The sequence below is a fragment of the Thermomonas sp. genome, assembly GCF_029945965.1.
Classification (GTDB): Bacteria; Pseudomonadota; Gammaproteobacteria; order Xanthomonadales; family Xanthomonadaceae; genus Thermomonas.
Genome location: NZ_JAQSDO010000020.1, coordinates 329,436 through 353,643 on the forward strand (window position 1 = coordinate 329,436; position 24,208 = coordinate 353,643).

Consider the following 24,208-nt stretch of genomic DNA (forward strand, 5'->3'; position numbering starts at 1 on the left):
TTGAAGCTCGCAGAATCTGTATATTCATGAAAGCCAGTCGAGAACGGTTTCGAGAACAAAATTTCTTGCTCTTTCGATCCGGTGACGTGTTTCTCGAGCGATGGTGGACAGCAAATAGCGAAATGTAAAAACCGTGTGGTGTAGTGTGCGAAGTGTATGGGCTAGTATTGCGGCGTCCGCAACGTTTGAAGCCGCATAAATGTGCGTGTTTATGGTGGTTAGTAAATATCTTTCGGGTTTTAACGGCAGGCGTTTGGCCAAACGCAATTGACGATTAATCGTCTGCTCCGAAATCGAATTGATCGACGCGATTCTCATGCAATCTGCACGCGTTTGTTCAATATCAGTGCTGGGCGCCACACGTATTGCTAGTGCAAGTTGACTCTCAATGTCGTCTTGTGGAGTCTTTCTTCGAAGATGAGCAGCTTGCAAGTAGCACTCATATGTGAGGAGCGAAAGTGACTTGACAGGAATATCGCCAAGCATGGCGTGAAACGGAATGGTATTTTCGGACAGGTATTGATTGGAGGCTGCGGGATTTTCACAGCCGAAAAAAGAAGCGCCATTACTGTGGTGAGAAACGCCTGCTACGCTTACGGGCTCATCGACCATGAGATAATCCCCTGCAACCGAGCTGATCGCGATCGCAGAATATATATCAGGGGTAATGGATAGAAAGAAAGATCCGTTATTGACACGAGCAGAATTGACTAGGGAGATTTCCACAAAACCCCCGGTATAAAGCCAGGGGAGTTCCATGTAAGAAGCGCTACCACGCAATAACTTTCCAAGCCAAGCTTGCCCATTCCGTCTTTCGACTTTTCGCCCAAGCGGAACAGACAGGCGATTTTCATTGCCTCCGGTCCCCGGCCAATAATAATGACACCAACGTGTTGTAATCGCTTTGCAGTCGGTTTGACCAATGAGTGCGCCAATTCGCTCCAATCCACCTGGTAGAAGTCCGTCGTCGTCGCCGAGGAAAGTAACCCAGCCATGAGTTACATGCGACAGCGCAAACTCCCAGTTGTGCGACATACTGATGCGGCGCCCAGTGTTGAGGTACCTGATGCGCGAGTCTCCGAAGGACTCCACCACCTGCCGGGTCTGATCCTGACTGAAATTATCACTGACGATGATTTGTACGTCATCGTAGTCCTGCTGGACGACGGTGCGCAGTGCATGGACCAAGGTATCGGCGCGTTCCCTGGTGGGAATGATTACGTTGATTCGAGGGCGCATGTCGTCAGTGTGGCGGCTGCGAGCGAGCTTGTCAGCTCTGAATCGATTCTGGGACTCGCGACCTCTTGGATCGAAGTACAGCGGTCGCCGTCGCGCTTGCCATAACTACCAGACTCGCCGTCCCGGCCAATAGCAAGAGGCCGGAGAGGGTGCGAGGAAGGGGGGCAATAAAAATACGCGCGCAACCCGCGGTTACTCCTGCCGTCAAGGCCGCCGGCAATACGTCAAATTTGTACCACCGCGCCATCTCACGCGGCAGCAGTCGCCGGTGCATCAGCGGAATGCTGATCAGCACGTAGGCCAAGTTGAGCGCGACCCACATTATTGCGGCGCCGGTCATGCCGTAATGTCGTGCCAGCCACCAGGTGCCGGGAATGACCAGTAGCACGGCCACGATGTTCTGCTGGATGGCGAGACGGGTCCAGCCGTAGGCCAGCTGCAAGGCGTAGGGCAGATTCATCAGCCCGTTAAGCGCGGTCCCCAAAGCGAGCAGCGCCAGCACCGGGCCACTTTTTGCCGCAAGTAACGGATCACCGGTCCAGAGACGCAGGATGTCGGCGGCGAAAAACACCAGCATCGCGGCGACCGAACACACCACCACCGCCAGCAACTGGTTGCTGTGGTGGTAGAGGTCGATCAGGCGATCGCGCTCGCCGCTGGCCACTAACGCGCAGTAGCGTGGATACAACGCGCTGAAAAACGGATGGATGACTCGCGCTAGCGCGGCGGCGACGGCCGCGGCCACGGTGTAGTAGCCGAATTCGTCCAACGGCAACAGTTTGGACAGGATGATGCGATCAGACTGCATCAACAGGAACGACAGCGCCAGGATCGCCGTCATGCCCAAGGCAAAAGCGTGCACTTCGCGCAGCAAGCTGCCACTGGCCTTGGCGGGGCGCGAGCCCGCCGGCAGCAGCCGCCAAAACACATGGTGAAACACCAGGGTTTGTAGTGCTGCAACTGCGACCTGCCACAGCAAGAACGCTTCCAGGGTGGGCGACCACAGCCAAAGCACTAGCGCCGCGCCGGCCGCACGCAGCGTTGCGAAGCAGGCATTGAGGGCATTGAGGAGCACCTGGCGTTCGATTCCGCTGAAACCTCCAACGTAAAATCCAGTCGGCCACTGCAAAGCGGCCGCCACGCCCATAAGCGCGATCGCCTGAGCGAGATCTTCGCGACCAAGGTCGACGGGGTTAAGCCAATGCGTGGCAATTGGACCACTGGCCAGCAGGGTCAGGCCGGCAACCAGCAGGCCAAGTGGCCAGTAAACCCACTCCAACGTCCGCACCAGGTCGCGAATTTCATCCGCTGCGCGCCCGGCCTGCAGCCGCCGCGCCAGCTCGCGGTTGATCGTGGCCGACAGGCCGAAATCGAGGATTGCAAAGAACGCCTGCAGGCTCAGGAAGAAGCCGACCATGCCGTAGGCCTCGATACCCAGGAAACGGATGTAGATCGGCAAAAATACCAACCCAATCATGGCCGCCCATGCCTGACCGGCGAAGTTTGCGAAGACGTTGTTGCGCAGCCGGGTCATGCGTCACCGAAGAGCGTTCGAATCGTGGCCAAAGTAGCTACTTCACACGACGAAGATAGCCGTCGGGGGCGACGGTAATTAGCAGTTTGGCCTCGATGTCCTGATCAATAGCCAGTTGAAGTGGGCTGCCATCGGCCGCAGCTCGCCCTTCCTCCCGCAACCGGCGCAGGTATTCCCAGACGGCCGTCTTGGGGTTGTCGCCCTTGCCCCAGGGGCGGTCCGGGAACATGTCTTCTGGCAGGTCCTCGACCACCGTATCAAACACGATGCAGTAGCTGCCCCGGCTGACCAGCGGGGCATAGGCCTCCAGCTCGGCGAGGACGTGGTCATGGGTATGGTTTGAGTCGAGGATGACCAGTACGCGTTCGTGGCCCTGCGCCGCCGCGTGCACGCGGGCGATGATGTCAGGATCGATCGACGATCCCTGGATCATATCGATCCGATGTGCCATCGGGTGCGCTTCGATCACGGCGCGGTTGTGCGCGCGGATGTCGATGTCGACGCCGAGCACGCGGCGGCGGGCGGTGCGTGGATCGAGCACTTCCACCGCCTGCACGGCGTCGGAGTAGTCGAGCAGCGCCAGCAACGACGCGCTAAGGATCAGCGAGCCGCCGTGCGCAATACCGGTCTCGATGATCAGGTCGGGCCGCACCTCCCAGATGATTTCCTGCAGCGCGATCATATCCTGTGGGTACTGGATGATCGGGCGTCCGAGCCAGAAGAAGTTGTAGGAATACTGTGCCGAGATTGAGCTGTTGGTCAGTGCGCGTGCATCTGCTTGTAAAAGCGTGTTATCGCGGATGGCAGCTATGCGTTCTCTGGATTCTTCTCGAAAATCGCTCATGATCTGTCCACGGGAATATAGTTGAAGTCGGGTCCGGCCAGCGTCCGGATTTCTTCCAGGTAGTTGGAGTTCATCACGAAAATCACGGCGTTGTCGGCTATTTGCGACACTCCGTAATCCGGGGCAAGCACCGGCAGGCCGCTGGCTGCCAAGAATTTTCCCTGTTTGGCCGGATTGATGTCGATAGCGAAATCCAAGGACAGGCCCCGATTGATTGCGTGGTGCGAGAACATCACCCCCTTGGCTGCACCGCCCCAGACGATGTGTTGCGGAGCGTGGGCGCCTTGGTCGAGGCAATGATCAATATTGGCGAAAAAATCACCGGGTATGGAGACAGGAGCATGTGGACCGAAAGTCGCAGGGTCTCGGAGTGACGACAGCTCCGCAACCGCGTACAGGTACTGACCGCCAAACAGGTGGCCCGACTCGCGAACCGTTGCGAACATCCGGTTGAAGTCCGTGAGGCGGAAGTAGTTCACATGTTCGTAGAACACATCGAACCAAGTGCGCTTGCGCAGAATCCAGTCCAGGCAGGGGACTTCGATGTAGACCGTGCCTTGGTCGCCATTCGCGCGCCGGATCGTGTCCAGGAAGGCCAGCGGTTGCGGAATGTGCTCCAGAACGTGTCGCATGACGATGGCATCACCACGGATGCCAAGTTCCGGTTCAAACCGTGCCTTGGTGATGTAGGGCGAATCGCCCTCGTATGCCGGGTCCACGCCCCAGGCATCGTGGCCATCGTTGCGTAATTGATCGAGAAATGCGCCCTTGCCGCATCCAATCTCAAGGATGCGCGCGGAGCGGAAATGCCGTTCAAGCGTGGCGAGCACTTCCGACAGATGTTCCTGGAACATCGACGAGTGGCCCTGCTCGTTCTGGTAGCTCTTGTCGTAGTCGAGTTTGCGCGGATCGAAGGCGATGTTGCTGACTAGTCCAGTAGCATCGTCCTGCATCAGTATTACGTCACCACGTGGACAGGCTCGTGCCGCAGCTACCGTATCGAACATCTTGTTCTGGTAGACTGGGACGTCTTGTAGCCGCAACAGTTCTCGCGCACTCATGGCGTCCCCAATAACGAATGAAGTTTCATGGTGCTTCCCCAAAATGCATGGGGTTCATACTCGGGATAAGGATATACGCCCAGTTTCAGCGTCAGGTCGGCACCCCATTCGGAAAGCCATGCACGCGCCCAGGACACCACTGGTTTCGCGGTACCACCACACACGTTGACCACGCCTGCATCCGGTGCCTCCAACGCAAGCGCACACAGATACGCGGCAGCGGCGTCGATTGGAAGGAAATCTCTTTGTTGGTCACCGGGAGACATGGGGAACTCAGTCGCGCCAGCTTCGACGGCCGTTCGCAACTGGGAATACAACGAGGTGGGTGCCTGGCCTGGTCCATATAGGTAGAACAGTCGTGCCCACGCAAGCTGCAGTCCGTCCGCTGCCACGCAGGCATCGAGATGCTCGCGCAAGCGGTCTTTGGCTTGGCCATAGGCAGTGATTGGGGCGGTACGCAGTGACTCGTCGAGGCAGCCTGATTGCATGCCGTACTCGAGGCAGGTACCCGCCACGACCAGACGACGAAGCCCGGCGTTCACGCAAGCATCAAGGAAACCGATCTGTCGCGGCAGCTCACTCTCCAGGTGCGTTGCTGCACGATAGTCCGGGAGACCACTCCAAGCGAGATGCAGCAACACGTCCGGGCGCCCGATCGAGTCATACATGTGTGCGTTGTCGGCGCCGATGTCCAGTTCGACGGGAGTCACCGATGGGCTGATGGAAGCATCGGGGTGTCGCGCAATTGCTATGACGTCGATGCCACGTCGTGCGGCAAGTTGTCGCACGACATGACGTCCGATGAATCCACTGGATCCAGTGACAGCAACCCGCATGTTCAAAGAACCTCCAGACTCGGCACCGCAACCACGAATTTCCCACCCCATTCACGGATGTACGCGAGCTGCGCCGTGATCTCTTCGCGCAGGTTCCAGGGCAGGACTACCACGAAGTCCGGCTTGGCCTCGCGCAAGTGCTGTTCGTCGACGACCGGGATGCGCGCGCCGGGCAGGTAGCGTCCCTGCTTGTGCGGCGAGGCATCGGCGACGAAGGCCAGCAGGTCAGTTCGCACGCCGGCGAAGTTGAGCAGGGTGTTGCCCTTCGCCGCTGCGCCATAACCGGCGACCTGTTTGCCGTTACGTTTCTGCAGAAGCAGGAACGTCAGGAAATCATTCTTTACCACCTCGGCGACCGACTGGAAGCCCTGGTACCAAGTCAGCTCGAACATCCCGGCGGCCTGTTCCTTCGCCAGCATCGCCGCCACCGCAGGCGTTCCGGGGTGCATGGCGTCGTCGCGGCAGGCCCAGATACGCAACGAACCACCATGGGTAAGCAGCGATTCCACATCCCACACGCGCAGGCCGTGCGCCGCAAGAATCCGACACGTCGTATGCAACGACAGATAGGAAAAATGCTCGTGGTAGACCGTATCGAACTGGCGGTTGGCGACCAGCTCCAGCAGATGCGGGAACTCGATCGTGACCACGCCCTGTGGTGCAAGCAGCGCCGCAAAGCCGGCAACGAAGTCGTTTATGTCGGGGACATGCGCGAGCACGTTGTTGGCGACGATCAGGTCGGCGTGGCCACGACGATTGGCGAATCCACGCGCGAACGCCTCGCCGAAGAATCGTTCTTCGGTTTCGATCCCGCGCATGCGGGCCGCCTGCGCGGTGCCGGCGGTTGGTTCGACGCCGACGCAGGGAATGTCACGCGCGCTGACGTATTGCAGCAGGTAGCCGTCGTTGGACGCTACTTCGACCACCAGACTGCCGGCGTCGAGTGACAATCGCGGCACGACTGCCGACACGTAATGTTCGGCGTGTTGCAGCCACGAGCGCGAGTACGACGAAAAATAAGCGTAGTCCGGTGCAAACAGTTGTTCGTGGTGCTGGACCTCATCGACCTGGACAAGATGACATTGCGCGCAGGTGTACAGCTTCAGCGGAAACCATGCCTCGGGTGCTTGCAGCGCTTCATGGGACAGGAAGGCGTTCGACGGCGGCGCCGTACCAAGGTCCAGGAACACGTCGCGCAAGAGCGTCCCGCAGAAACGGCACTTCATGCCTGTACTCCCACGAAGGTGTCGTCGAGCAGTGGATGCGCACGGTCGCGGTCTGACACATGGATCGGCGGCAGCGGCCAGTCGATCGCCAGGCGCGGATCATCATGACGCAGCCCGCCTTCGCAAGCAGGCGTCCACGGCGTGGTGTGGAAGTACAGCAGTTGCACGTCATCACTCAAGGCCTGGAAGCCGTGCGCAAAGCCTTCAGGAATGAAGATGGCCCGCGGTTCTGCCGCGCGCAGTTCGATCGCGTGCCACTTCAGGAAGGTTGGCGATCCGACACGCACGTCGATTGCAACGTCGAAGGCATGCCCGCGCACGCAACGGATCAGCTTTGCCTCCGCTGCAGGTTCGCGCTGGAAGTGCATGCCACGCACGCTACCGCGCTCGGCGGTCGTCGAGAGGTTGACCTGGACGAAGCGCAGGCCTGCACGCAACGGTGCCCATTCCTGTTCGCAGAACAGGCGCTCGAACGATCCGCGGGCGTCAGCATTCGACACGGTTTGCACAATCTGCAGGCCTGCCAATGGCGTCGGCAACAGCTTCATGTCGCCCATTCCAGGCCGGCGCTGCGCGCATCGTCCACATAGGCGACGAGATCGTCGCGGCTGCACACGCTGCCGCCTGTGGAGTAGGCGCGGTACCACTGCGCGGTGCGTTGCAGGGTCGTGTCCGCGTTCCATACCGGACGCCATGCGAGTTCGCGCGCGGCTTTGCTGCAGTCCAGAGAGAGTTGCCCGGCTTCATGCGGATGCGGGCCGGCATCGGTTTCGACCTTTACCTTGGGGAACTCGCGCTGAAGGCGGGCGACAACATCGCCGACGGTGAGGGTGGCATCAGCGGCAGGTCCGAAATTCCAGGCGTCACCGCCCGCCGTTCCGCTGAGCAATGCCTGTGCTGCACGAAGGTAGCCAGAGAGCGGGTCCAGCACGTGCTGCCATGGACGGGTCGCCCGCGGATTACGGATGCGCAACGTCCGGCCGCTCGACGTGGCTCGCATGAAGTCGGGCACCAGCCGGTCCTCGCCCCAGTCGCCGCCGCCGATGACATTGCCCGCGCGCGCGGTCGCCAGTTGCACCGTGTGCCCGCGGCCGTCGTCAAAATCGAAGTAGCTACGCCGATAGCAGGTCGACACCAATTCGGCGCAGGCTTTCGAGGTGCTGTACGGGTCGTGCCCGCCGAGGCGATCGTCCTCGCGGTAAACGTCCGGCACGGCATGCGGTTCGTAGACCTTGTCGGTGGTTGCGTTGATCACAACGCGTACCGAAGGGCACACCCGCACCGCGTCGAGCAGGTGCACGAGTCCGCCGACATTGGTGTCGAATGTGGTTGCAGGCTCGCGATAGCTGCGTCGCACCAGTGGCTGCGCGGCGAGGTGGAAAATGACCTCAGGCGCGGCTGCGGCGATGGCGGCAGTCACGGCTGCGGCATCGCGCAAGTCGATGCGCGCCTCGTGCTTGAGCTGCAGATTGAGTAGCTGCCAGTGTGACGGGTCGGTATCGGGGTCGAGTGCGAGCCCGCTGACTTCGGCCCCAAGCGCCTGCAGCCAAAGCACCAGCCACGAGCCCTTGAACCCGGTGTGGCCGGTCACCAGGACGCGGCGGCCAGCGTAAAGACCACCAAATAATGGATTTAATCCCAGCGCTTCCAAGGCGCGCTCCCGCTCTGCCACAGTTCTTCCAGCTTGATCTTGTCGCGCAGCGTGTCCATCGGCTGCCAAAAACCGTCGTGGGCGTAGGCCGCCAATTGCCCATCGCGTGCGAGCGCTTCCAGCGGCTCGCGTTCCCATACGCTGTCGTCGCCGTCGATGTAACGCAGCGCATCTGGTTCGAGCACGAAGAACCCGCCGTTGATCCAGGAGCCGTCGCCTTGTGGCTTCTCAGTGAAACGGGTGATGCGGTTGGCGTTGATGTCGAGTGCGCCGAACCGGCCGGGCGGTTGCACTGCGCACGCCGTCGCCAGTGCGCCATGTTCGCGATGAAAGGCCAGTTCGGCGCCGATGTCGATGTTGGACAGACCATCGCCATAGGTGAAGCAGAAGGTGTCGCCGTCGAGGAATTCCGATGCGCGCTTCAGCCGGCCGCCGGTCTGGGTGAGCTCACCGGTATCGACCAAAGTCACCCGCCATGGTTCGGCGTGGCGATGGTGCACCTGCATCTCGTTGCGTGCCAGGTCAAAAGTGACGTCTGACGTATGCAGGAAATAATTAGCGAAGTACTCCTTCACCATGTAGCCCTTGTAGCCCAGGCAGATGACAAAGTCGTTGATGCCGAAGTGCGAATATGTCTTGAGAATGTGCCAGAGCACCGGCTTGCCGCCAATCTCGATCATTGGCTTCGGGCGCAGCGTGGTTTCTTCGCTGATCCGCGTTCCAAGTCCACCTGCAAGCACGACGGCCTTCATATTCGGATGCTCCGTTCCAAAACTCTTGAACATGCTGCTGAGGATTTCCACATGCACCAGTCACGATTGTACGTGTTGAAAATATCGATTTGATTTGAAGGCCAATTTTTGCTCGTCAGGCACAACGGGTGATCAGGAATGAGTCCACCGAAGCCTGTTCGCTACTTGGCGCAGCAGGATTCGCAGCGAGGATCGCGTAACACCTTTACGAAACGAGCTGACTTGACTGAACTCTGCTCGGGGCGAGGTGCATTGGCGACTCGTCGAGGACTCATGGATTTCCATTACGTGAAGCGTCCGCCGTAACGCGTCTCGCCAAGCCAACTTGTTCAATCGTTTCGGCCAGGTCTGGCCTGCCCTCGGTCCTGAGCTCGGCACCCAGCTGTTGGGGAAGTGGATCTTTGGGCGGTGCGGCCTTGATGGCTTGAACGAAATAGGGGATGGCCAGATCCGGCTCCGCCAGAACGTCCTTGATGAAATAGCCGATCGAGGCGAGGTTGAACGGCTCAAGCTGCCCTCTCTGAACCTCTGTTTCGAGCGCTTTGAGTAGCTCATGCTTGTCCAGCTTCACCCCATTACGCGCGTTTGTCATGAGCAGCAGAAAAACGCCGCGATTATCGACGGTCATCCGCATGGTTTGCATTCGTTGCTGCAAGCGGTCCCAGTCGTGCGGGGTTACATCGCCGCGGATGGTTTTCAGTACCACCAGCATGGCAAGGTTGCTGAGCGCGTAAGGGGCCGCCGTGGCTCCCGTGCCGCAGGTTTCGATTGCCTGATCCAGCAACGGGTTGGCGCGCACTGCGCCGCCACCTGACTCGACATAGTCCGCACACAACAAATACCAGGCGCGCGCGGAGTTGGGGGCCAGTTGGGTGCTTGTGCGCTCCAGTGCCAGGCTGCTGCGCCAGGTATGGGCGCGCAGCATCGTGGCGCTGCCCAGTGCAATCATCAAGGCCACACACAGGGTGGCCTGCATGGCAGGGCGAACACGCATGCGCAGGCTGGCATGCGCCAACAGGCTGCCCACGGCCAATACCGCACCAATGAGGGCGAAATTGTTGCGATGCTCGAAGGCCAGTTCCAGCCCCACAACATTACTGGTAATGAAGTGGGCACTGAAAAACAGGAACACGCCCAGCGCAAACAAGGGCCAGCGCGTGCGCAGCCGCCATGCGACGCCCAGCAACGCCAACAGCAGCGCAATGGCGGGCAGTGTGGTCCATGGCTGCAGCAAACCGCGAGAGGGCTGCAGCCCGTCGTAGTAGAACGGCATGTGCTGTGGCAACGGCACCAGGATCTGCCACAGGTACATACACAGCACTCTTGCCTGGGTCAGCAAGCGCTCCCAGGTTGAAAAGTCGCGGCCCGGGTACACATCCCACTGCCAGTAGTGCGGGATGACCACGATGACGTAAGCCGCTGCACCCGCCAGCGCCGCAATCAGGTATCCGCGCCGAAGGCGGCTAGCCAGGCGCGGACTGGCCGCGGCGAAGCGCAATACGGTCAGCTCCAAGGCAAGGGTGTAGGCGGGTAGCAGGACGGAATCCTCCTTGCACCCCATGGCGACCACCCACAGCAGCGCGGCGCAGAGCAAGCCCGTTCGGCCGGATCGGCCTTCGATTTGTGCCTGTCGTGCTTTCAGGTAGGCCCACAACGCCAGTACCAGGAACAATGTGCCCATGGTCTGCATGCGCTGGACCACGTACAGCACGGAGGACACCTGCAAGGGATGCGCGGCCCAGGCCATGGCAAGGGCCGGGGCCACCCATCGCGCGCGCGCGCCGGGGACACCCGAGATCAGCAGCAGGTTCAAAAAAAACCAGGCCAATGCAAAGGCAGTGAGCGCATGGATGACGATATTGGTGGTCTTGAAGACTGCTGGGTCCATGCCACCGCCGCGCCAGTAATCCAGTGCGAAGGAGAGCGTTGGCAGCATGCGCATGTTGCCCGAGGGCTGCGGGCTGAACGCCACCTTGGCCAGGGAATCGGCATCCAGCTGGGTTATCTGGAGCGTCTGGTTGTTGACGATGTTGGGGATGTCATCGAACACGAACGCGCCCGGCAGTCCGGGGGTGAACAACAGTCCTGCAATCAGGGCGACGATCAGGCTGGAGAGCAGGAACCGGCGATTGGTGATGGGCATGTATCTTCGCGTGGGTTGGCGGCAAGACATCCGATTATCAGCGATCACTGAACCCGGTGCGCCGCAGGACGCCCGCGCCCCACCCAAAGGGCGTGCCAATTGTCAATTGGTAATTGGGTGGCCTGCGCGCAAGTGTGGGCGCCGTCTCGGATAGGGAGACGGAAACCGCGCCTATGCACGCTGTAGCTGAGTGCGCTCCCATAAGAAAGCCCCTCTTGCGAGGGGCTCTGTGCTGAACTTGATGCAACTGCGGCCGTCAGTTACGAGCAACTTGCAGTGGTGGCGCTGCAGGAAATTGTTGCGGTACCTGGATCAGCGGCACTGAAGCTGCTGGGTACGGTTGCAGCCCCGGTGCCGGAGACGGGCAACTTGCAAGCACTGGCGACCCATGCCGGAAGTCCCATCTGCGCAACTGAGGCGGTCACCCAGGAACTCGTGTAGCCCTTGGCTTCGGCCAGGCAGGCCCGGTCGGCAGCCTTGACGCGGTAAGCGTTGTAGGCCGGCAGCGCAATGGCGGCCAGGATGGCGATGATGGCCACCACGATCATCAGTTCGATCAAGGTAAAGCCGCGTGTGGTGCTGCGCATGGTGGTGTCCCCCGGCAAGAATTGCCTTACCTATCTCAAAGAGCAAAATCCATGCCAAGAAACGATGACTGTATGGCAAGTGCACAAGTGCGATCGGCGTCTCGGATAGGGGCTGCCTCTACACAAGCTGTTGCTGGCTGGCGCCCCATAAAAAAGCCCCTCTCACGAGGGGCTTTTCCAAGCGACTCGCACAGGTGTGCGTGTGAATTACGGTGAAGTGCAGCTACCCGTTGTTGGGCTGCAGGTGGTGCCAATGATACCCGGGGAATTAGCCGCAAAGGCGCCGGCCGGCATGCTGCCAGACTTGCACGCCTTGTTGACGACAACGGGAAGGGTCATCGAGGACAACGAGGCGGCCACCCAAGAGTTGGCGTAGGCCTTGGCCTCGCCAAGGCAGGCATTTTCCGCCGCCTTGATGCGATAGTTGTTGTAAGCCGGCAGCGCGATGGCGGCCAGGATGGCGATGATCGCAACCACGATCATCAGTTCGATCAAGGTAAAACCACTTTGTGTCTTCTTCATGATGTAACCCCTAGGAGGTGTTGGTGTGTTTACGTGCGTCGGTACAACGGTGCTCGGTCCTTCGGCATCTGCAGAGCCTTCGCACGTGCAAGGTATAACGCAGGATGCGTGCCAAGTCATCTGGATGGACTTTTCAAGTGAATTCTGGAAATTCGGTCACGTTTTCACGTTTGGCTGATTGTGCAGAAACATGCGTTTGCGTTGATTTGTGACGTAGAGCGTCACTTGCAAATGTGAAGAAAGAGGTGGATTGCGCATTGCCTCCACCCATGACGATGGGATTGATTAGCGGCAACCCTCCCACCAAGAGTGCCATAGGACGCGTTCAAGGCTGCTTTATCGCCTTGCAAGCAGATCTGCTCAAAAAAGTATCTTATAATTGACATTATCCCGTTAATGTATAATATATGAAACATATCCTGCTCAGGAGTGGGTGTGTCAGCTCAGAAGACTCTTGCAAAGAACCCTATTCTTGATCAGGCGCGACAGCTTGGTGCCGCGCTGCGGGCACACCGAAAGACGCTCGGGATCAGCATGACCGTGGCTGCGGAGACTGCGGGGATCTCGCGGGTGACGTGGCATCGGCTGGAAAAGGGGGAGTTCGGCGTGGCGTGGGGTTCCTTGCTGGCGGCCGCTGAGGTATTGGGTATGCAGCTACACCTTGGCATCGGTAAGGCGGTTGGCGATAGTGAAGAATCTGCGGTACTGGTCTTGCTGGAGGACGCGCTGCCCTTGCACATCCGGTTGACGGATTACCCAGGGCTGCGCCGCCTGGCGTGGCAGGTAGGTGAGGCCGTAGACACTCTGAGCCCGCGCGAGGCATTCGGTTTGTACACGCGAAACGCACGACATCTCGATCTGGACGAACTCTCGCCGGGTGAGCAGTTGTTGCTGCGTGCGCTGCGTGATGTATTCGGCGAGGCTACTGCGGATGTATGACCGGCCACATCACCAGCGCATCGCCCGCGTGTTGGAATCGCTCGATGGTGGCTTGCTACGCGATCACGCGTGCTGGTTTGGTGGGGGTACCGCCATTTCCTTGCGTCTTGGCGAGTTCCGCGAGTCCGTGGATATCGATTTCCTGGTTTCGGACGGCGCAGGTTATCGAGAGTTGCGCCAGCGCCTGCGCGCGGCGACCAGCCTGGCGGCGTTGACACGTCCCGGCGTTACGCCATTGCCACTTACGCGGGAGTTGCGCATGGATCAGTACGGGCTGCGCGGCTTCGTTGACATCGGGCTGAAACCGATCAAGTTCGAGATCGTTCACGAAGGTCGCGTCGAATTCGCGTACCCAAGTGTCACAGACGAAGTGTGCGACGTGGCGACGCTGGGGTGGAACGACTTGGCTGCCAGCAAGCTGCTCGCAAATGCGGATCGCTGGCGGGACGACAGTGTTTTTTCCCGGGACGTCATCGATTTGGCGTTCATGGATCTGCCGCCGCGCAAGCTGACGCCCGCCCTGGACAAGGCATTCGCTGCCTATGGCCCCTCGGTGGCAACAGATCTTGAAAAGGCATTGGTTGCGCTGCGCGTGCGCAATGGCTGGTTGGCGCGCTGCGTGGCCGCGCTCTCCATCCGGGAGCCGCCTGCGGCCGTGCAGCAGAAATTGCGGCGCTTGGAGCGCCGGCTGGTGGCGGTGTCGCGAGAGGCTGCTGATGTGGGTCGTTGACGCCGCGATGGCGGTGTGGTGCGTAGTCATCAAATGGGACTTGTTCGCGACCTTGCAGGATGCGACGCGTCTGACTCAGTCGATTCCGAGCTTTTTCAGCTTGTAGCGCAGGGCTCGGAAGGTGATGCCCAGCTGCGCAGCGGCCCTGGTCTTGTTGTAGCGGTTGTCGGTCAGGGCCTGTTCGATCGCCTTGCGCTCGATTTCCTCGATGAAGCTGGGTAGCGCGCTGGCGGCGGATTCGCGCGGGTCGATGAGGCTTGGGTCCAGGTGCGCGGCGGCTGCTTGCGCCGGGCCGCTGGGCCGGTTCTCGGGCAGGCGCAGATCAGCGCTGCGGATGCTGTCGTCGTCGGCCAGGGCAAACGCGCGTTCCAGGATGTTCTCCAGTTCACGCACATTGCCGGGGAAGTTGTAGCGGCTCAGGGCCTCGCTGGCGTCCGTATGCAAGGTCGGCACCGGGCGCTGCTGGGCGGTCGCCAGCCGCGCCAGGATCGCATTGGCAAGCAGCGGCAGGTCCTCGCGGCGCTCACGCAATGGCGGTACCCGCAGTTCAATCACGTTGATGCGGTAGTACAGGTCATGCCGGAAGCGGCCTTCGTCCACCAGCATGCCCAGTTTCTTGTGGGTCGCCGACAGGATGCGCACGTCCACCGAGATTTCGGTATTGGCGCCAACCGGGCGGATCGATTTTTCCTGGATCGCGCGCAACAGCTTGACCTGCATGGACAGCGGCAGCTCGGCGACTTCGTCCAGGAACAATGTGCCGCCCTGCGCGGCCTGGAACAGGCCCGGTTTGTCCGCATGGGCGCCAGTAAAGCTGCCCTTCTTGTGGCCGAAGAACTCGCTTTCCATCAGTTCAGTGGGGATCGCGCCGCAGTTCACGGGCACGAATGGCCCCGCTGTGCGGGCGCCTTCGTCATGGATGGTGCGCGCGACCAGCTCCTTGCCGACGCCGGATTCACCACCGATATACACCGGCGCCTGGCTGCGGGCGACCTTGGACATGGTGTCGCGAAGCTCATCCATCGCCGGCGACTTGCCCAGCAAGCGTGCGCCCGGGCCATCGGGAGGAGGCCGGGTGCCGTGGGTGGTGGTGCGTGGTTTCTCCGACAAGTCCAGCGCGTTCTGCACCAGGCCGCGCAGCACGCTGAGATCAACTGGCTTGCTGACGAAGTCGAAGGCGCCAGCCTTGAGCGCATCCACTGCGGCCTCCTGGTTGCCAAACGCGGTGATCATGGCGACCGGAGTGTCCGGGTACAGTTGGCTGATATCCTTGATCAGGTCCATGCCGGTGCCGTCCGCCAGGCGCATGTCGGTCAGGCACAGGGCGTACTGGTTGTGGCGCAGCAGGGCGCGGGCATCGGCCAGCGAAGAGGCGGTGTCGCAGCGCAATCCCATGCGCCCGAGGGTGAGCACCAGCAACTCACGGATATCGCGTTCGTCATCGACGATAAGCGCGCTGGTTTGGCTGCTACGACTATTGGCTGTCATTGGCTTGCAAGATAGCGCGTTGCCGCGTTACGTCCAAGTATGACGTGATGCGGCAGGTGTGAGCATCGGACATGAAAATCGAATAACAAAATGGATCGTCAGGCAGATGCGAACGCGCCGGCTCCGATCATCTTGATACGGAAACAGCAACCGCCGCCTGGAACCGGGACATGCTCCAGGGTGGCCTGGTTGGCATTGCAAAGCTCGCGAGCGATGTACAGGCCCAGGCCCGTGCCGTATTCGGACGTGGTGAAGAACGGACGGAACAACTGATTGGCCACGGTTTCCGGCATTCCCGGGCCACGGTCGGCGACATCCAGCATGGGTGCGCCGGCATCGCTGGCGTGTACGCGCAGGCTGATCCGGGCCGGTTCGCCGGGCATCCGTCCGTAGACCAGGGCGTTATGCACCAGAACGGTCACCGCCTGCTGCAGTTGGCGGCGGTCGACCATGGCGGTGATCGGCCGATTGGTGCTGATCACGTCGAGTTGGTCGTTTTCCAGCGGATGGATGTTGCGATAGTCGTCGACGAAGTGGCGGGCGAATTCCACCAGGTCCACGTTTTCGGGCTGCGCGCGCTCGCGCCGGGCCAGGCTCAACACGTTTTCGACGATGCCGTTCATCCGGTGCGTTTGCTGGTAAATGATCGCCAGCAGGCGGCGATCCGCTTCCGGGATGTCTGGTGACTCCTCCATCAATTGGGTGGCATAGCTGATTGCCGCCAATGGGTTGCGTATCTCGTGGGCCAGGCTGGCGGAAAACCGGCCCAGGGTGGCCAATGTGAGCGATTCGGCCCTGCGCGAAACCAGCGAGGTGTCGTCCAGGAACACCAGCACCTGGGCGTCATCGGCCAACAGCCGGGCGAAGCGCGGCAGTACTTCCGGCAGGTCTGGCGCCAGTCGCAGCGGGATCACGTCACTGGCGCCATCGATTCGCCAGCGTTGCAGGCGCTTGGCTAGTTCCGGCGCGACCTGCGCCAGCGTGCGTCGACCCTCGCCGATCCCGCCCAGCTGCAGCATCGAGGCCTCGTTGGCCAGCTTGACCTCGCCGTCGCCATCGACCAGTAACACGCCTGTGCGCATGCGGCGGATGATCAGTTCGTTGATTTCCGCGAGGTTGTCGGCCTGGCTGCCGCGGCGTGCGGCCAATGCTTCGCTGGCGCGCATCTGCCGGCCGAGCAGGTTGGTCAGGGTCGCAATGGCCAGGTAGCTGACCGTGAACATCAGCAGTTCGGCCAGTGGTCGGCCAGCTCCGTTTGCGGACAGCGCGCGCAACAGGTACTCGCCGATCAGTGCCAGTGCCGCCAAGGTCGCAGCGCCCAGGCCCAGTCGCAATGGCAACAGCAAGGCGGCGGCGCCGACATTGAACAACAGCATCATCGATATGCCGGATGCCGCGCCGGGCAGCGCATGGATCGCCAGTGTCGCCACGCTGACGTCCAGCAGCACGCCCACCAACACCTGCGGGCGCATATGGCCACTGCGCCCGGTAAAAAAAATGGTAATCGCCGCTACCAGGTAGAGCAGCGTGACGATGCGGCCAAGGGCGGGAGCATATGGCTCGCCGATCAGGATGCCGATCGGACTGAACACCACCAGGCACAGCAGGGCGGCTTCCAGGATCCGGTACAGGGTGAAGTAATACAGCTCGCGGCGGATGGCGGCCCGGCCGTGAGGATAGTTGTCGCGGCGGGTGATTTGATCATGCACGCGCTGAGTATAGGCAACCTCCACGCTTTTCTATGCCGCCTGCAGTGACCCGGTGCCAGCGGCCCAGCGCCAGCTACGCTAAAATGATCGTTCCGCCCGCGCCGGTCCGAGTTTTTGGCAGCTGCGGTGCGTTCACGCCCTTACCGGCCACGCCTTACAGGCCACGCTTTAACAAGCGACGCCTTTAAAAGACACCCACTCCCCTCGGTGAATCATGAATTTCCACGAATACCAGGCAAAACAGTTGTTTGCCGATTACGGCATAGCGGTACCGGCCGGGCGCGTTGCGCGCTCCCCGGAGGAGGCCGTCGACGCGGCCAAGGCGATCGGCGGCAACGCCTGGATGGTCAAGGCGCAGATCCATGCCGGTGGCCGTGGCAAGGCCGGTGGCGTCAAGTACTCCAAGTCCTTCGACGAAGTGCGTGAGTACGCCAAGGGCATGCTCGGTACCAGGATGGAAACCTACCAGTCGGCTGGCGTTGCGCTGCCGGTGGATTCGGTGCTGGTGACCACGGCCACCGACATTGCCAAGGAGCTCTATCTCTCCGTGCTGGTGGACCGCTCGACCCAGACGATCACCTTCATCGCCTCCAGTGATGGCGGCGTCGAGATCGAGACCACTGCGGTCGAAAACCCCGATGCGATCAAGACCCTGCATGTGAACTACGTGCAGGACCTGCAGCCCTACCAGTGTCGTGACCTGGGCTTCGCGCTGGGCCTGACCGCCAAGCAGGTCGGCCAACTGACCAAGATCATGCTGGGCCTGTACAAGCTGTTCAATGAGAAGGACCTGGCGCTGGTGGAACTCAATCCACTGGCGATCCTCACCGATGGCAACCTGGCGGTGCTCGACGGCAAGATCAATTCCGACGACAACGCCAACTTCCGCCACCCCGAACTGGTGGAAATGCGCGACATCGCGCAGGAAGACGAGACCGAAGTGCTGGCATCAAAGTTCGACCTGAACTACGTGACCATGGACGGCAACATCGGTTGCATGGTCAATGGCGCCGGCCTGGCGATGGCGACCATGGATGTGATCAAGCTCAATGGCGGCGAGCCGGCGAACTTCCTTGACGTCGGTGGCGGGGCAACCAAGGAGCGCGTGACCGAGGCGTTCAAGCTGATCCTGCGCGCGCCCGACGTGAAGGCGATTTTCGTCAACATCTTCGGCGGTATCGTCCGCTGCGACATGATCGCCGAAGGCATCATCGCCGCAGTCAAGGAAGTGGACGTCAAGGTGCCGGTGATCGTGCGGCTTGAGGGCACCAATGTGGAGGCCGGCAAGGCATTGCTGAAGAACTCCGGGCTGGCGATTACCGCCGCCGATGACATCAACGACGGCGCCAAGAAAGCGGTCGCGGCTGCGAAAGCCGCCTGACATTTACCTTCCTTCCCCTGCGGCGGCGCCCGAAGGGTGTGCAAAGCTGGGAAGGTGCCGAAGGCGGATGGGGGCTGCTAGCAAGCGCCGCCCCCATCCCAACCTTCCCCCGCAGGCGGGGGAAGGGGTCAACAACCTCAGGATTCGAAACACATGTCCGTTCTGATCAATAAATCTACCAAAGTCATCGTGCAGGGCTTCACTGGCTCGCAAGGTTCGTTCCACGCCGAACAGATGCTCGACTATGGCACCAAGGTCGTTGGTGGCGTGACCCCCGGCAAGGGTGGCACCGAGCACCTTGGCCTGCCGGTCTTCAACACCGTGGCCGATGCGGTCGCCGAAACCGGCGCCGATGCCTCCGTCATCTACGTGCCACCACCGTTCGCGGCCGACGCGATCCTGGAAGCGGCCGATGCCGGCATCAAGGTCATCGTGTGCATCACCGAAGGCATTCCGGTGCTGGATATGCTGCGGGTCAAGAACACATTGAAGGGCTACCCCGAGGTCGTGCTGGTCGGTCCAAACTGCCCGGGCATCATCACTCCGGGCGAGTGCAAGATCGGGATCATGCCGGGCCATATCCACATGCCGGGCAAGATCGCCATTGTTTCTCGTTCTGGCACGTTGACCTATGAGGCCGTGAAGCAGACCACCGATGCCGGCCTGGGCCAGTCGACGGTCATTGGTATCGGCGGCGACCCGATCAATGGCTTGAACTTCATCGATTGCCTGAAACTGTTCCAGGACGATGCGCAGACCGAGGGTATTATTCTGGTTGGCGAAATCGGCGGCAGTGCCGAGGAAGAGGCGGCCGAGTTCATTTCGCAGCACGTGACCAAGCCAGTGGTTGGCTTCATCGCCGGTGCGTCGGCGCCGAAGGGCAAGCGCATGGGCCATGCCGGCGCGATTGCCTCCGGCGGCAACGGAACTGCCGAGGGCAAGTTTGCTGCGCTGGAAGCAGCGGGCGTGACCACGGTGAAGTCCCCAGGCGACCTGGGTGCGGCGATCGCGAAGCGTTTGGCGAAGTAATACGGAGCGGCTGCGATGCCGTGATCGGTTTGTAGTTCAAGGAAGGCCGCCATTGTGCGGCCTTCCGCGTTTAGGATGCCCAGATGTCAAAGACCCTCCGCATCGCGATGGCCCAGTTCGACTTCCCGGTTGGCGACGTGAACGGCAATGCCGCGCGTATCGCCGGCATGATCGATTTCGCACGCGACCGCCTCGACGCGGACGTGGTGCTGTTCCCGGAGCTGGCGTTGTCCGGCTATCCGCCAGAAGACCTGCTGTACCGGCCGTCGTTCCTGCAGGATTGCGAGGCCGCGCTGCAGGCGATTGCCTTGCAGACGCATGGCATCGTGGTGGTGGTGGGCTGGCCGCAAGCCGCCGGTGCGGTGGTCTACAACGCCGCCAGCGTGCTGCGCGATGGCGGCATCGAGGTGACCTACCGCAAGCGCGAGTTGCCGAATTACGCGGTGTTCGATGACCGCCGCTATTTCGATGTCGACCCGGATCGCGACGACTGCGTATTCGAGGTCAACGGCGTGCAGATCGGTGTGCTGATCTGCGAGGACCTTTGGTTCGCCGAACCGCTTGCGACCACGGTGACTGCAGGCGCCGAGCTCGCGCTGGTGCTGAATGCCTCGCCGTTCGAGCGTGACAAGCATGCCCAGCGCGATGCCTTGCTGGCGCAACGTGTCGCCGAAAGTGGGGTGGCGATCGCTTACCTCAACATGGTCGGCGGGCAGGATGCGCTGGTGTTCGACGGTGCCAGCGTGGTGGCCGATGCCGACGGCACCTTGTCGCCGGCAGCGGCGGCGTTCACCGACCAATGGCTGTTGGTCGAGTTCGACCAGGCCTCGCGCAAGTTCTCGCCGCTGCAATGGGAAGCCGATGGCGACGAGAGTCGCGATGCGCTGGCCTGGCGTGCAGTGGTCCGCGGTACCCACGATTACTGCCACAAGAATGGCTTCGAAAAGGTCTGGTTGGGCCTGAGCGGCGGCATCGATTCGTCGGTGGTGCTGGCCATTGCAGTCGATGCGCTTGGCGCGGAGAACGTCACTGCGGTGCGGATGCCGTCGCGTTATACCGCGGGCCTGTCGAACGACCTGGCGCAGGACCAGTGCGACGTGCTGGGTGTGAAGCTCATCGCGCTGCCGATTGAAAAACCTTTCCAGGCGTACCTGGACACATTGGCGGAGACCTTCGCCGGCCTGGCGGTGGATACGACCGAGGAAAACCTGCAGTCGCGCATTCGTGGCGGATTGCTGATGGCGCTCTCGAACAAACTTGGCGGCCTGCTGCTCACCACCGGCAACAAGAGTGAGTATGCCGTTGGCTACGCGACGATCTATGGCGATATGTGCGGCGGCTATGCGCCGATCAAGGACCTGTACAAGACCGAAGTGTTCGACTTGGCACGTTGGCGCAATACGGTCGGCGGTGCACCGGTGATCCCGCAGGCGGTGATCGACCGTCCACCTTCGGCGGAATTGCGCGACAACCAGAAAGACCAGGACTCGCTGCCGCCATACGACGTGCTGGACGCAATATTGCTGCGCAATATCGACCAGGAGCAATCGCGCGCGGAGATCGTGGCGGCTGGTTTTGATCCGGAGATCGTCGACCGGATGCTGCGCCTTGTGCGTATCAGCGAGTGGAAGCGCCACCAGTCTGCGCCGGGACCCAAGGTCAGCCGACGCGCGTTCGGCCGGGAGCGGCGTTACCCGATCACCAACGGCTATCGCGGCTGAACCGAAAAGGGGACGGAGGGAATTAAGCGAACTTAATTCCCTCCGTCCCCTTTTTTATATTTTTTACTTTTCGTTCTTACTTGTCGCCCGCCAACGGGTTCAGGCGCGTGAAGATCCCGGGTCCCTTCGGCCAATGCCCGCTCAGCCACGGATGCTGCGGATCATTCTGCTCCAGCACGCGGCGTGCATCGGCGGCCAGCCTGGCATTGCCCATGCGCGTATAGGACTCGGCCAGTAGCGCCACTGCGTCGTTCTGGTATTCGCTCTGCGGATAGGTTTCCAGCAGATAGGTGCCACGGTCGGCCGCTGCCACCCAGGCGCCGCGGCGCAGGTAGTACAGGCCGCTGTTGAGTTCGAAGCGGGCGAACTCGTTGCGCAGGAACACCATGCGCTGGCGTGCATCGGCGGCGTATGTGCTGTTCGGATAGCGCGTGGCCACGGTGCTGAAATCGCTGTAGGCCTGCTGTGGCGACTGCAGGTCGCGGTTGCTCATGTCCAGCTTGAACGCCTTGGACAGGAACACCGTGTTGCGGGCCATGTTGGACAAGCCGCGCAGGTAATACAGATAGGCGATGTTCTTGTGGGTCGGGTAGGTGCGGATGAAGCGGTCGATGGTGGAGACCGAATCATCATGCTTGCCCGATTTGTACTCGGCGTAGGCCTGTTCCATCAGCGCCTGTTCGGTATACGCGCCGTACGGGTATTGCGCGATCAGGCGGGTGAATACCTCGCTGGCGCTGCTCCAGCGGCCGCCTTCCATGAGCTTGTGGGCGCGGTCGTACAGCTGGCTGACGGGCAGGCCTTCGTTCTTGTCCTTGTCCTTGAACATGCCCTTGACCCTGGCACAACCGGTGGTGGTCAGGACGAGGGCAAGCGCCAGTACGGCGAACAGCCGGAGCGGGGAGCGCAACATGGGGGAACGCTGGGTCATGGGCATCAAGCGGGCGCCGAGGGCACGAAGGGCGGATAATAGCAGTCCGCTTTGAGAGCTGGGCCACCGGGCCTGTGCCGCGCCTGAATCGAAAATGCCCAACGACCCTAGCCAGAACGACAACGAACCTGTCCATGACGACCTTGGCCAGCCTGACTCCCCATCCACGCAGCGCCACGCGACCGTCCCTGAATCTGCTGCCGGCCGCCGGCTGGATGCGGTTCTGGCCGAACTGTTCCCGCAATATTCGCGTTCCCGGCTGTCGGCCTGGATCAAGTCCGGCGATGTCAGCGTGGATGGTGGGCAGATCCGTGGCCGCGACCCGGTGCGCGGTGGCGAGCAGGTCACGCTGACCGCGATCCAGGACGTCCAGACCCGCGCGCTGCCGGAAGATATCCCGCTGGATGTGGTCTACGAGGACGCCGATGTCTTCGTGATCAACAAGCCGGCTGGGCTGGTGGTGCATCCGGGAGCAGGCAATCCCACCGGCACCATGGTCAATGCGCTGCTACATCGCGACCCCACGCTGGAGCTGCTGCCGCGCGCCGGCATCGTGCATCGGCTGGATAAGGACACCAGCGGCGTCATGGTGGTTGCGCGCACGCTTGAAGCGCATACCTCGCTGGTTGCGCAACTCTCTTCCCGCGAAGTGCATCGCCAATACCTGGCGATCGTCGTGGGCGCATTGGTATCCGGCGGCACCGCCACCGGTGCGATCGACCGCCATCCGCGCGATCGTTTACGCATGGCCGTGCGCGAGGACGGCAAGGACGCGGTCACCCATTTCCGCCTGCGCGAACGTTACCGCACGCACACCGCGCTGGAGTGCAGGCTGGAAACCGGCCGCACTCACCAGATCCGCGTGCATATGGCGCACCTGAAGCACCCAATCGTCGGTGACAAGTTGTACGGTGGCTCGTTCAAGTTGCCCAAGGGTGCCAGCGAGGAATTCATCGTCGGCTTGCGTGGAATGAAGCGCCAAGCCCTGCATGCCGAAGTACTGGAATTCATGCACCCCATTACTGGCGAGCCGGTCCGCTGCAGTGCGCCGATCCCGGACGACATACAGAACCTGCTGCGCCTGCTGCGCGAGGACGCCGCTGCCCACACGGAACACGCGCACAGATGACGCGTGCCGCATCGACAGCCTGGCTCGATGCCGATTGGCCGGCGCCGCCCGGCGTGCGCGCGTTGACCACACTGCGGCACGGGTTGGGTGGGTCGCAAGCACCATTTGATGCGTTGAACCTTGGCCTGCGCTGCGGCGATGAGCCGGCAACCGTCATCGAGAATCGCCAACAGCTTGAAGCCGCGTTGGCATTGCCATCCGCGCCGCGCTGGCTGCATCAGGTGCATGGGATCGAAGTTGCCATCGAGCCCGGCGTCGATGAGCCTGAAGCCGACGCATCGGTAACCTCAACGCCCGGCACGGTGCTGGCGATCCTTACCGCCGATTGCCTGCCGGCCATATTCGCGGCGCAAGACGGCAGTGAAATCGCTGCCGCGCACGCCGGCTGGCGTGGACTGGCCGATGGCATGCTGGAAGCTGCGGTGGCCGCGATGCATACGCCTGCAGATGACATCGTCGCGTGGCTGGGCCCGTGCGCCGGATCGCAGGTGTATGAGATCGGGCAGGAGGTTTTTGACGCGTTCGTGTTGCGTGATGCACGTGCTGCATCTGCATTCGTGGCGACGCGGCCCGGTCATTGGCGGGTCGACCTGCATGCACTGGCCCGGCAACGACTCGCCAATACCGGCATCGCCCCGAACAACATCTACGGCGGTGGGCTGTGCACGATCTCTGATCCGTTGCGTTTCTTCTCACACCGTCGCGACCAACGCAGCGGACGGATGGCGACGCTGGTTTGGCGCGAAGGCAGCTGAC

The 24,208-nt window shown here is 61.4% G+C and carries 20 protein-coding genes and 2 pseudogenes; 7 read left to right on the forward strand and 15 right to left on the reverse strand.

The features are described from left to right. Positions 1 to 24: 24 nt before the first annotated feature. The 12 genes and pseudogenes from PSV05_RS14240 to PSV05_RS14295 form a co-directional block, all read right to left on the reverse strand. Positions 25 to 1,239: a glycosyltransferase family A protein gene (locus tag PSV05_RS14240; RefSeq protein WP_300066513.1), complete on the reverse strand. Its 1,215-nt coding sequence runs from the start codon at positions 1,237 to 1,239 to the stop codon at positions 25 to 27. Positions 1,240 to 1,270: 31 nt separating this feature from the next. After that, on the reverse strand, positions 1,271 to 2,773 hold the full coding sequence (locus tag PSV05_RS14245) for an oligosaccharide flippase family protein (protein WP_300066515.1): 1,503 nt from the start codon (positions 2,771 to 2,773) through the stop codon (positions 1,271 to 1,273). A 37-nt stretch (positions 2,774 to 2,810) separates the two neighbouring features. After that, positions 2,811 to 3,617 (reverse strand): cephalosporin hydroxylase family protein, encoded by an 807-nt coding sequence (locus tag PSV05_RS14250; RefSeq protein WP_300066518.1) that lies wholly within the window; start codon positions 3,615 to 3,617, stop codon positions 2,811 to 2,813. After that, complete coding sequence (locus PSV05_RS14255) at positions 3,614 to 4,678, reverse strand: class I SAM-dependent methyltransferase (protein ID WP_300066521.1); 1,065 nt, start codon at positions 4,676 to 4,678, stop codon at positions 3,614 to 3,616. The genes PSV05_RS14250 and PSV05_RS14255 overlap by 4 nt, the downstream gene beginning before the upstream one ends. Beyond that, positions 4,675 to 5,514, reverse strand: coding sequence for an NAD-dependent epimerase/dehydratase family protein (locus tag PSV05_RS14260; protein ID WP_300066524.1), 840 nt, complete (start codon positions 5,512 to 5,514; stop codon positions 4,675 to 4,677). The genes PSV05_RS14255 and PSV05_RS14260 overlap by 4 nt, the downstream gene beginning before the upstream one ends. 2 nt (positions 5,515 to 5,516) lie before the next feature. Beyond that, positions 5,517 to 6,740, reverse strand: a complete 1,224-nt coding sequence (locus tag PSV05_RS14265) for a class I SAM-dependent methyltransferase (protein ID WP_300066526.1) — start codon at positions 6,738 to 6,740, stop codon at positions 5,517 to 5,519. Next, the gene (rfbC, locus tag PSV05_RS14270) at positions 6,737 to 7,288 is read right to left on the reverse strand and encodes a dTDP-4-dehydrorhamnose 3,5-epimerase (RefSeq protein WP_300066529.1); all 552 of its coding nucleotides are present in this window, start codon (positions 7,286 to 7,288) and stop codon (positions 6,737 to 6,739) included. Before rfbC ends, PSV05_RS14265 begins: the two co-directional genes overlap by 4 nt. Further along, positions 7,285 to 8,391, reverse strand: a complete 1,107-nt coding sequence (gene rfbG / locus PSV05_RS14275) for a CDP-glucose 4,6-dehydratase (protein WP_300066532.1) — start codon at positions 8,389 to 8,391, stop codon at positions 7,285 to 7,287. Before rfbG ends, rfbC begins: the two co-directional genes overlap by 4 nt. Further along, the gene (gene rfbF, locus PSV05_RS14280) at positions 8,373 to 9,143 is read right to left on the reverse strand and encodes a glucose-1-phosphate cytidylyltransferase (protein WP_300067034.1); all 771 of its coding nucleotides are present in this window, start codon (positions 9,141 to 9,143) and stop codon (positions 8,373 to 8,375) included. Before rfbF ends, rfbG begins: the two co-directional genes overlap by 19 nt. 271 nt (positions 9,144 to 9,414) lie before the next feature. Beyond that, positions 9,415 to 11,286: a hypothetical protein gene (locus tag PSV05_RS14285; protein WP_300066534.1), complete on the reverse strand. Its 1,872-nt coding sequence runs from the start codon at positions 11,284 to 11,286 to the stop codon at positions 9,415 to 9,417. Positions 11,287 to 11,780: 494 nt separating this feature from the next. Beyond that, positions 11,781 to 11,873, reverse strand: a pseudogene (locus PSV05_RS14290) (prepilin-type N-terminal cleavage/methylation domain-containing protein); the annotation flags it as partial. Positions 11,874 to 12,302: 429 nt separating this feature from the next. Next, a pseudogene (locus tag PSV05_RS14295) lies at positions 12,303 to 12,395 on the reverse strand (prepilin-type N-terminal cleavage/methylation domain-containing protein); the annotation flags it as partial. A 435-nt stretch (positions 12,396 to 12,830) separates the two neighbouring features. Between PSV05_RS14295 and PSV05_RS14300 the strand changes: the two are divergent. Further along, positions 12,831 to 13,334, forward strand: coding sequence for a helix-turn-helix transcriptional regulator (locus PSV05_RS14300; RefSeq protein WP_300066537.1), 504 nt, complete (start codon positions 12,831 to 12,833; stop codon positions 13,332 to 13,334). A 28-nt stretch (positions 13,335 to 13,362) separates the two neighbouring features. Continuing rightward, the gene (locus tag PSV05_RS14305) at positions 13,363 to 14,064 is read left to right on the forward strand and encodes a nucleotidyl transferase AbiEii/AbiGii toxin family protein (RefSeq protein WP_300067037.1); all 702 of its coding nucleotides are present in this window, start codon (positions 13,363 to 13,365) and stop codon (positions 14,062 to 14,064) included. A gap of 75 nt (positions 14,065 to 14,139) precedes the next feature. On the opposite strand, the gene PSV05_RS14310 is transcribed toward PSV05_RS14305, so the two are convergent. Together PSV05_RS14310 and PSV05_RS14315 are read right to left on the reverse strand one after the other, a co-directional pair. Next, positions 14,140 to 15,552 (reverse strand): sigma-54 dependent transcriptional regulator, encoded by a 1,413-nt coding sequence (locus PSV05_RS14310; protein WP_300066540.1) that lies wholly within the window; start codon positions 15,550 to 15,552, stop codon positions 14,140 to 14,142. Positions 15,553 to 15,650: 98 nt separating this feature from the next. Further along, entirely contained in the window at positions 15,651 to 17,261 is a 1,611-nt protein-coding gene (locus tag PSV05_RS14315; protein ID WP_300066543.1) for an ATP-binding protein, read from the reverse strand. A 214-nt stretch (positions 17,262 to 17,475) separates the two neighbouring features. Between PSV05_RS14315 and sucC the strand changes: the two genes are divergently transcribed. From sucC to PSV05_RS14330, 3 genes are all read left to right on the forward strand, one after another. Then, a complete protein-coding gene (sucC, locus tag PSV05_RS14320) occupies positions 17,476 to 18,642 on the forward strand; it encodes an ADP-forming succinate--CoA ligase subunit beta (protein WP_300066546.1) in 1,167 nt (388 codons plus the stop codon). Between the two features lie 153 nt (positions 18,643 to 18,795). After that, on the forward strand, positions 18,796 to 19,671 hold the full coding sequence (sucD, locus tag PSV05_RS14325; RefSeq protein WP_300066549.1) for a succinate--CoA ligase subunit alpha: 876 nt from the start codon (positions 18,796 to 18,798) through the stop codon (positions 19,669 to 19,671). A gap of 83 nt (positions 19,672 to 19,754) precedes the next feature. Then, positions 19,755 to 21,392, forward strand: a complete 1,638-nt coding sequence (locus tag PSV05_RS14330) for an NAD+ synthase (RefSeq protein ID WP_300066585.1) — start codon at positions 19,755 to 19,757, stop codon at positions 21,390 to 21,392. A 76-nt stretch (positions 21,393 to 21,468) separates the two neighbouring features. Here PSV05_RS14330 and PSV05_RS14335 read toward each other — a convergent pair whose 3' ends face one another. Continuing rightward, entirely contained in the window at positions 21,469 to 22,323 is an 855-nt protein-coding gene (locus PSV05_RS14335) for an outer membrane protein assembly factor BamD (RefSeq protein ID WP_300066588.1), read from the reverse strand. Positions 22,324 to 22,417: 94 nt separating this feature from the next. Between PSV05_RS14335 and rluD the strand changes: the two genes are divergently transcribed. Then, positions 22,418 to 23,452, forward strand: a complete 1,035-nt coding sequence (gene rluD, locus PSV05_RS14340; protein ID WP_300066591.1) for a 23S rRNA pseudouridine(1911/1915/1917) synthase RluD — start codon at positions 22,418 to 22,420, stop codon at positions 23,450 to 23,452. Continuing rightward, positions 23,449 to 24,207 (forward strand): peptidoglycan editing factor PgeF, encoded by a 759-nt coding sequence (gene pgeF / locus PSV05_RS14345; RefSeq protein ID WP_300066594.1) that lies wholly within the window; start codon positions 23,449 to 23,451, stop codon positions 24,205 to 24,207. The genes rluD and pgeF overlap by 4 nt, the downstream gene beginning before the upstream one ends. Position 24,208: the final 1 nt, after the last annotated feature.

Excerpts from the sequence above, each read along its gene's own strand:
- PSV05_RS14250 (WP_300066518.1), bottom strand. The coding sequence starts at position 3,617 with ATGAGCGATTTTCGAGAAGAATCCAGAGAACGCATAGCTGCCATCCGC.
- PSV05_RS14245 (WP_300066515.1), bottom strand. The coding sequence starts at position 2,773 with ATGACCCGGCTGCGCAACAACGTCTTCGCAAACTTCGCCGGTCAGGCA.
- rluD (WP_300066591.1), top strand. The coding sequence starts at position 22,418 with ATGCCCAACGACCCTAGCCAGAACGACAACGAACCTGTCCATGACGAC.
- PSV05_RS14310 (WP_300066540.1), bottom strand. The coding sequence starts at position 15,552 with ATGACAGCCAATAGTCGTAGCAGCCAAACCAGCGCGCTTATCGTCGAT.
- PSV05_RS14335 (WP_300066588.1), bottom strand. The coding sequence starts at position 22,323 with ATGACCCAGCGTTCCCCCATGTTGCGCTCCCCGCTCCGGCTGTTCGCC.
- PSV05_RS14285 (WP_300066534.1), bottom strand. The coding sequence starts at position 11,286 with ATGCCCATCACCAATCGCCGGTTCCTGCTCTCCAGCCTGATCGTCGCC.
- sucC (WP_300066546.1), top strand. The coding sequence starts at position 17,476 with ATGAATTTCCACGAATACCAGGCAAAACAGTTGTTTGCCGATTACGGC.
- sucD (WP_300066549.1), top strand. The coding sequence starts at position 18,796 with ATGTCCGTTCTGATCAATAAATCTACCAAAGTCATCGTGCAGGGCTTC.
- PSV05_RS14240 (WP_300066513.1), bottom strand. The coding sequence starts at position 1,239 with ATGCGCCCTCGAATCAACGTAATCATTCCCACCAGGGAACGCGCCGAT.
- PSV05_RS14330 (WP_300066585.1), top strand. The coding sequence starts at position 19,755 with ATGTCAAAGACCCTCCGCATCGCGATGGCCCAGTTCGACTTCCCGGTT.
- rfbC (WP_300066529.1), bottom strand. The coding sequence starts at position 7,288 with ATGAAGCTGTTGCCGACGCCATTGGCAGGCCTGCAGATTGTGCAAACC.
- rfbF (WP_300067034.1), bottom strand. The coding sequence starts at position 9,143 with ATGAAGGCCGTCGTGCTTGCAGGTGGACTTGGAACGCGGATCAGCGAA.
- PSV05_RS14265 (WP_300066526.1), bottom strand. The coding sequence starts at position 6,740 with ATGAAGTGCCGTTTCTGCGGGACGCTCTTGCGCGACGTGTTCCTGGAC.
- pgeF (WP_300066594.1), top strand. The coding sequence starts at position 23,449 with ATGACGCGTGCCGCATCGACAGCCTGGCTCGATGCCGATTGGCCGGCG.
- PSV05_RS14260 (WP_300066524.1), bottom strand. The coding sequence starts at position 5,514 with ATGCGGGTTGCTGTCACTGGATCCAGTGGATTCATCGGACGTCATGTC.
- PSV05_RS14255 (WP_300066521.1), bottom strand. The coding sequence starts at position 4,678 with ATGAGTGCGCGAGAACTGTTGCGGCTACAAGACGTCCCAGTCTACCAG.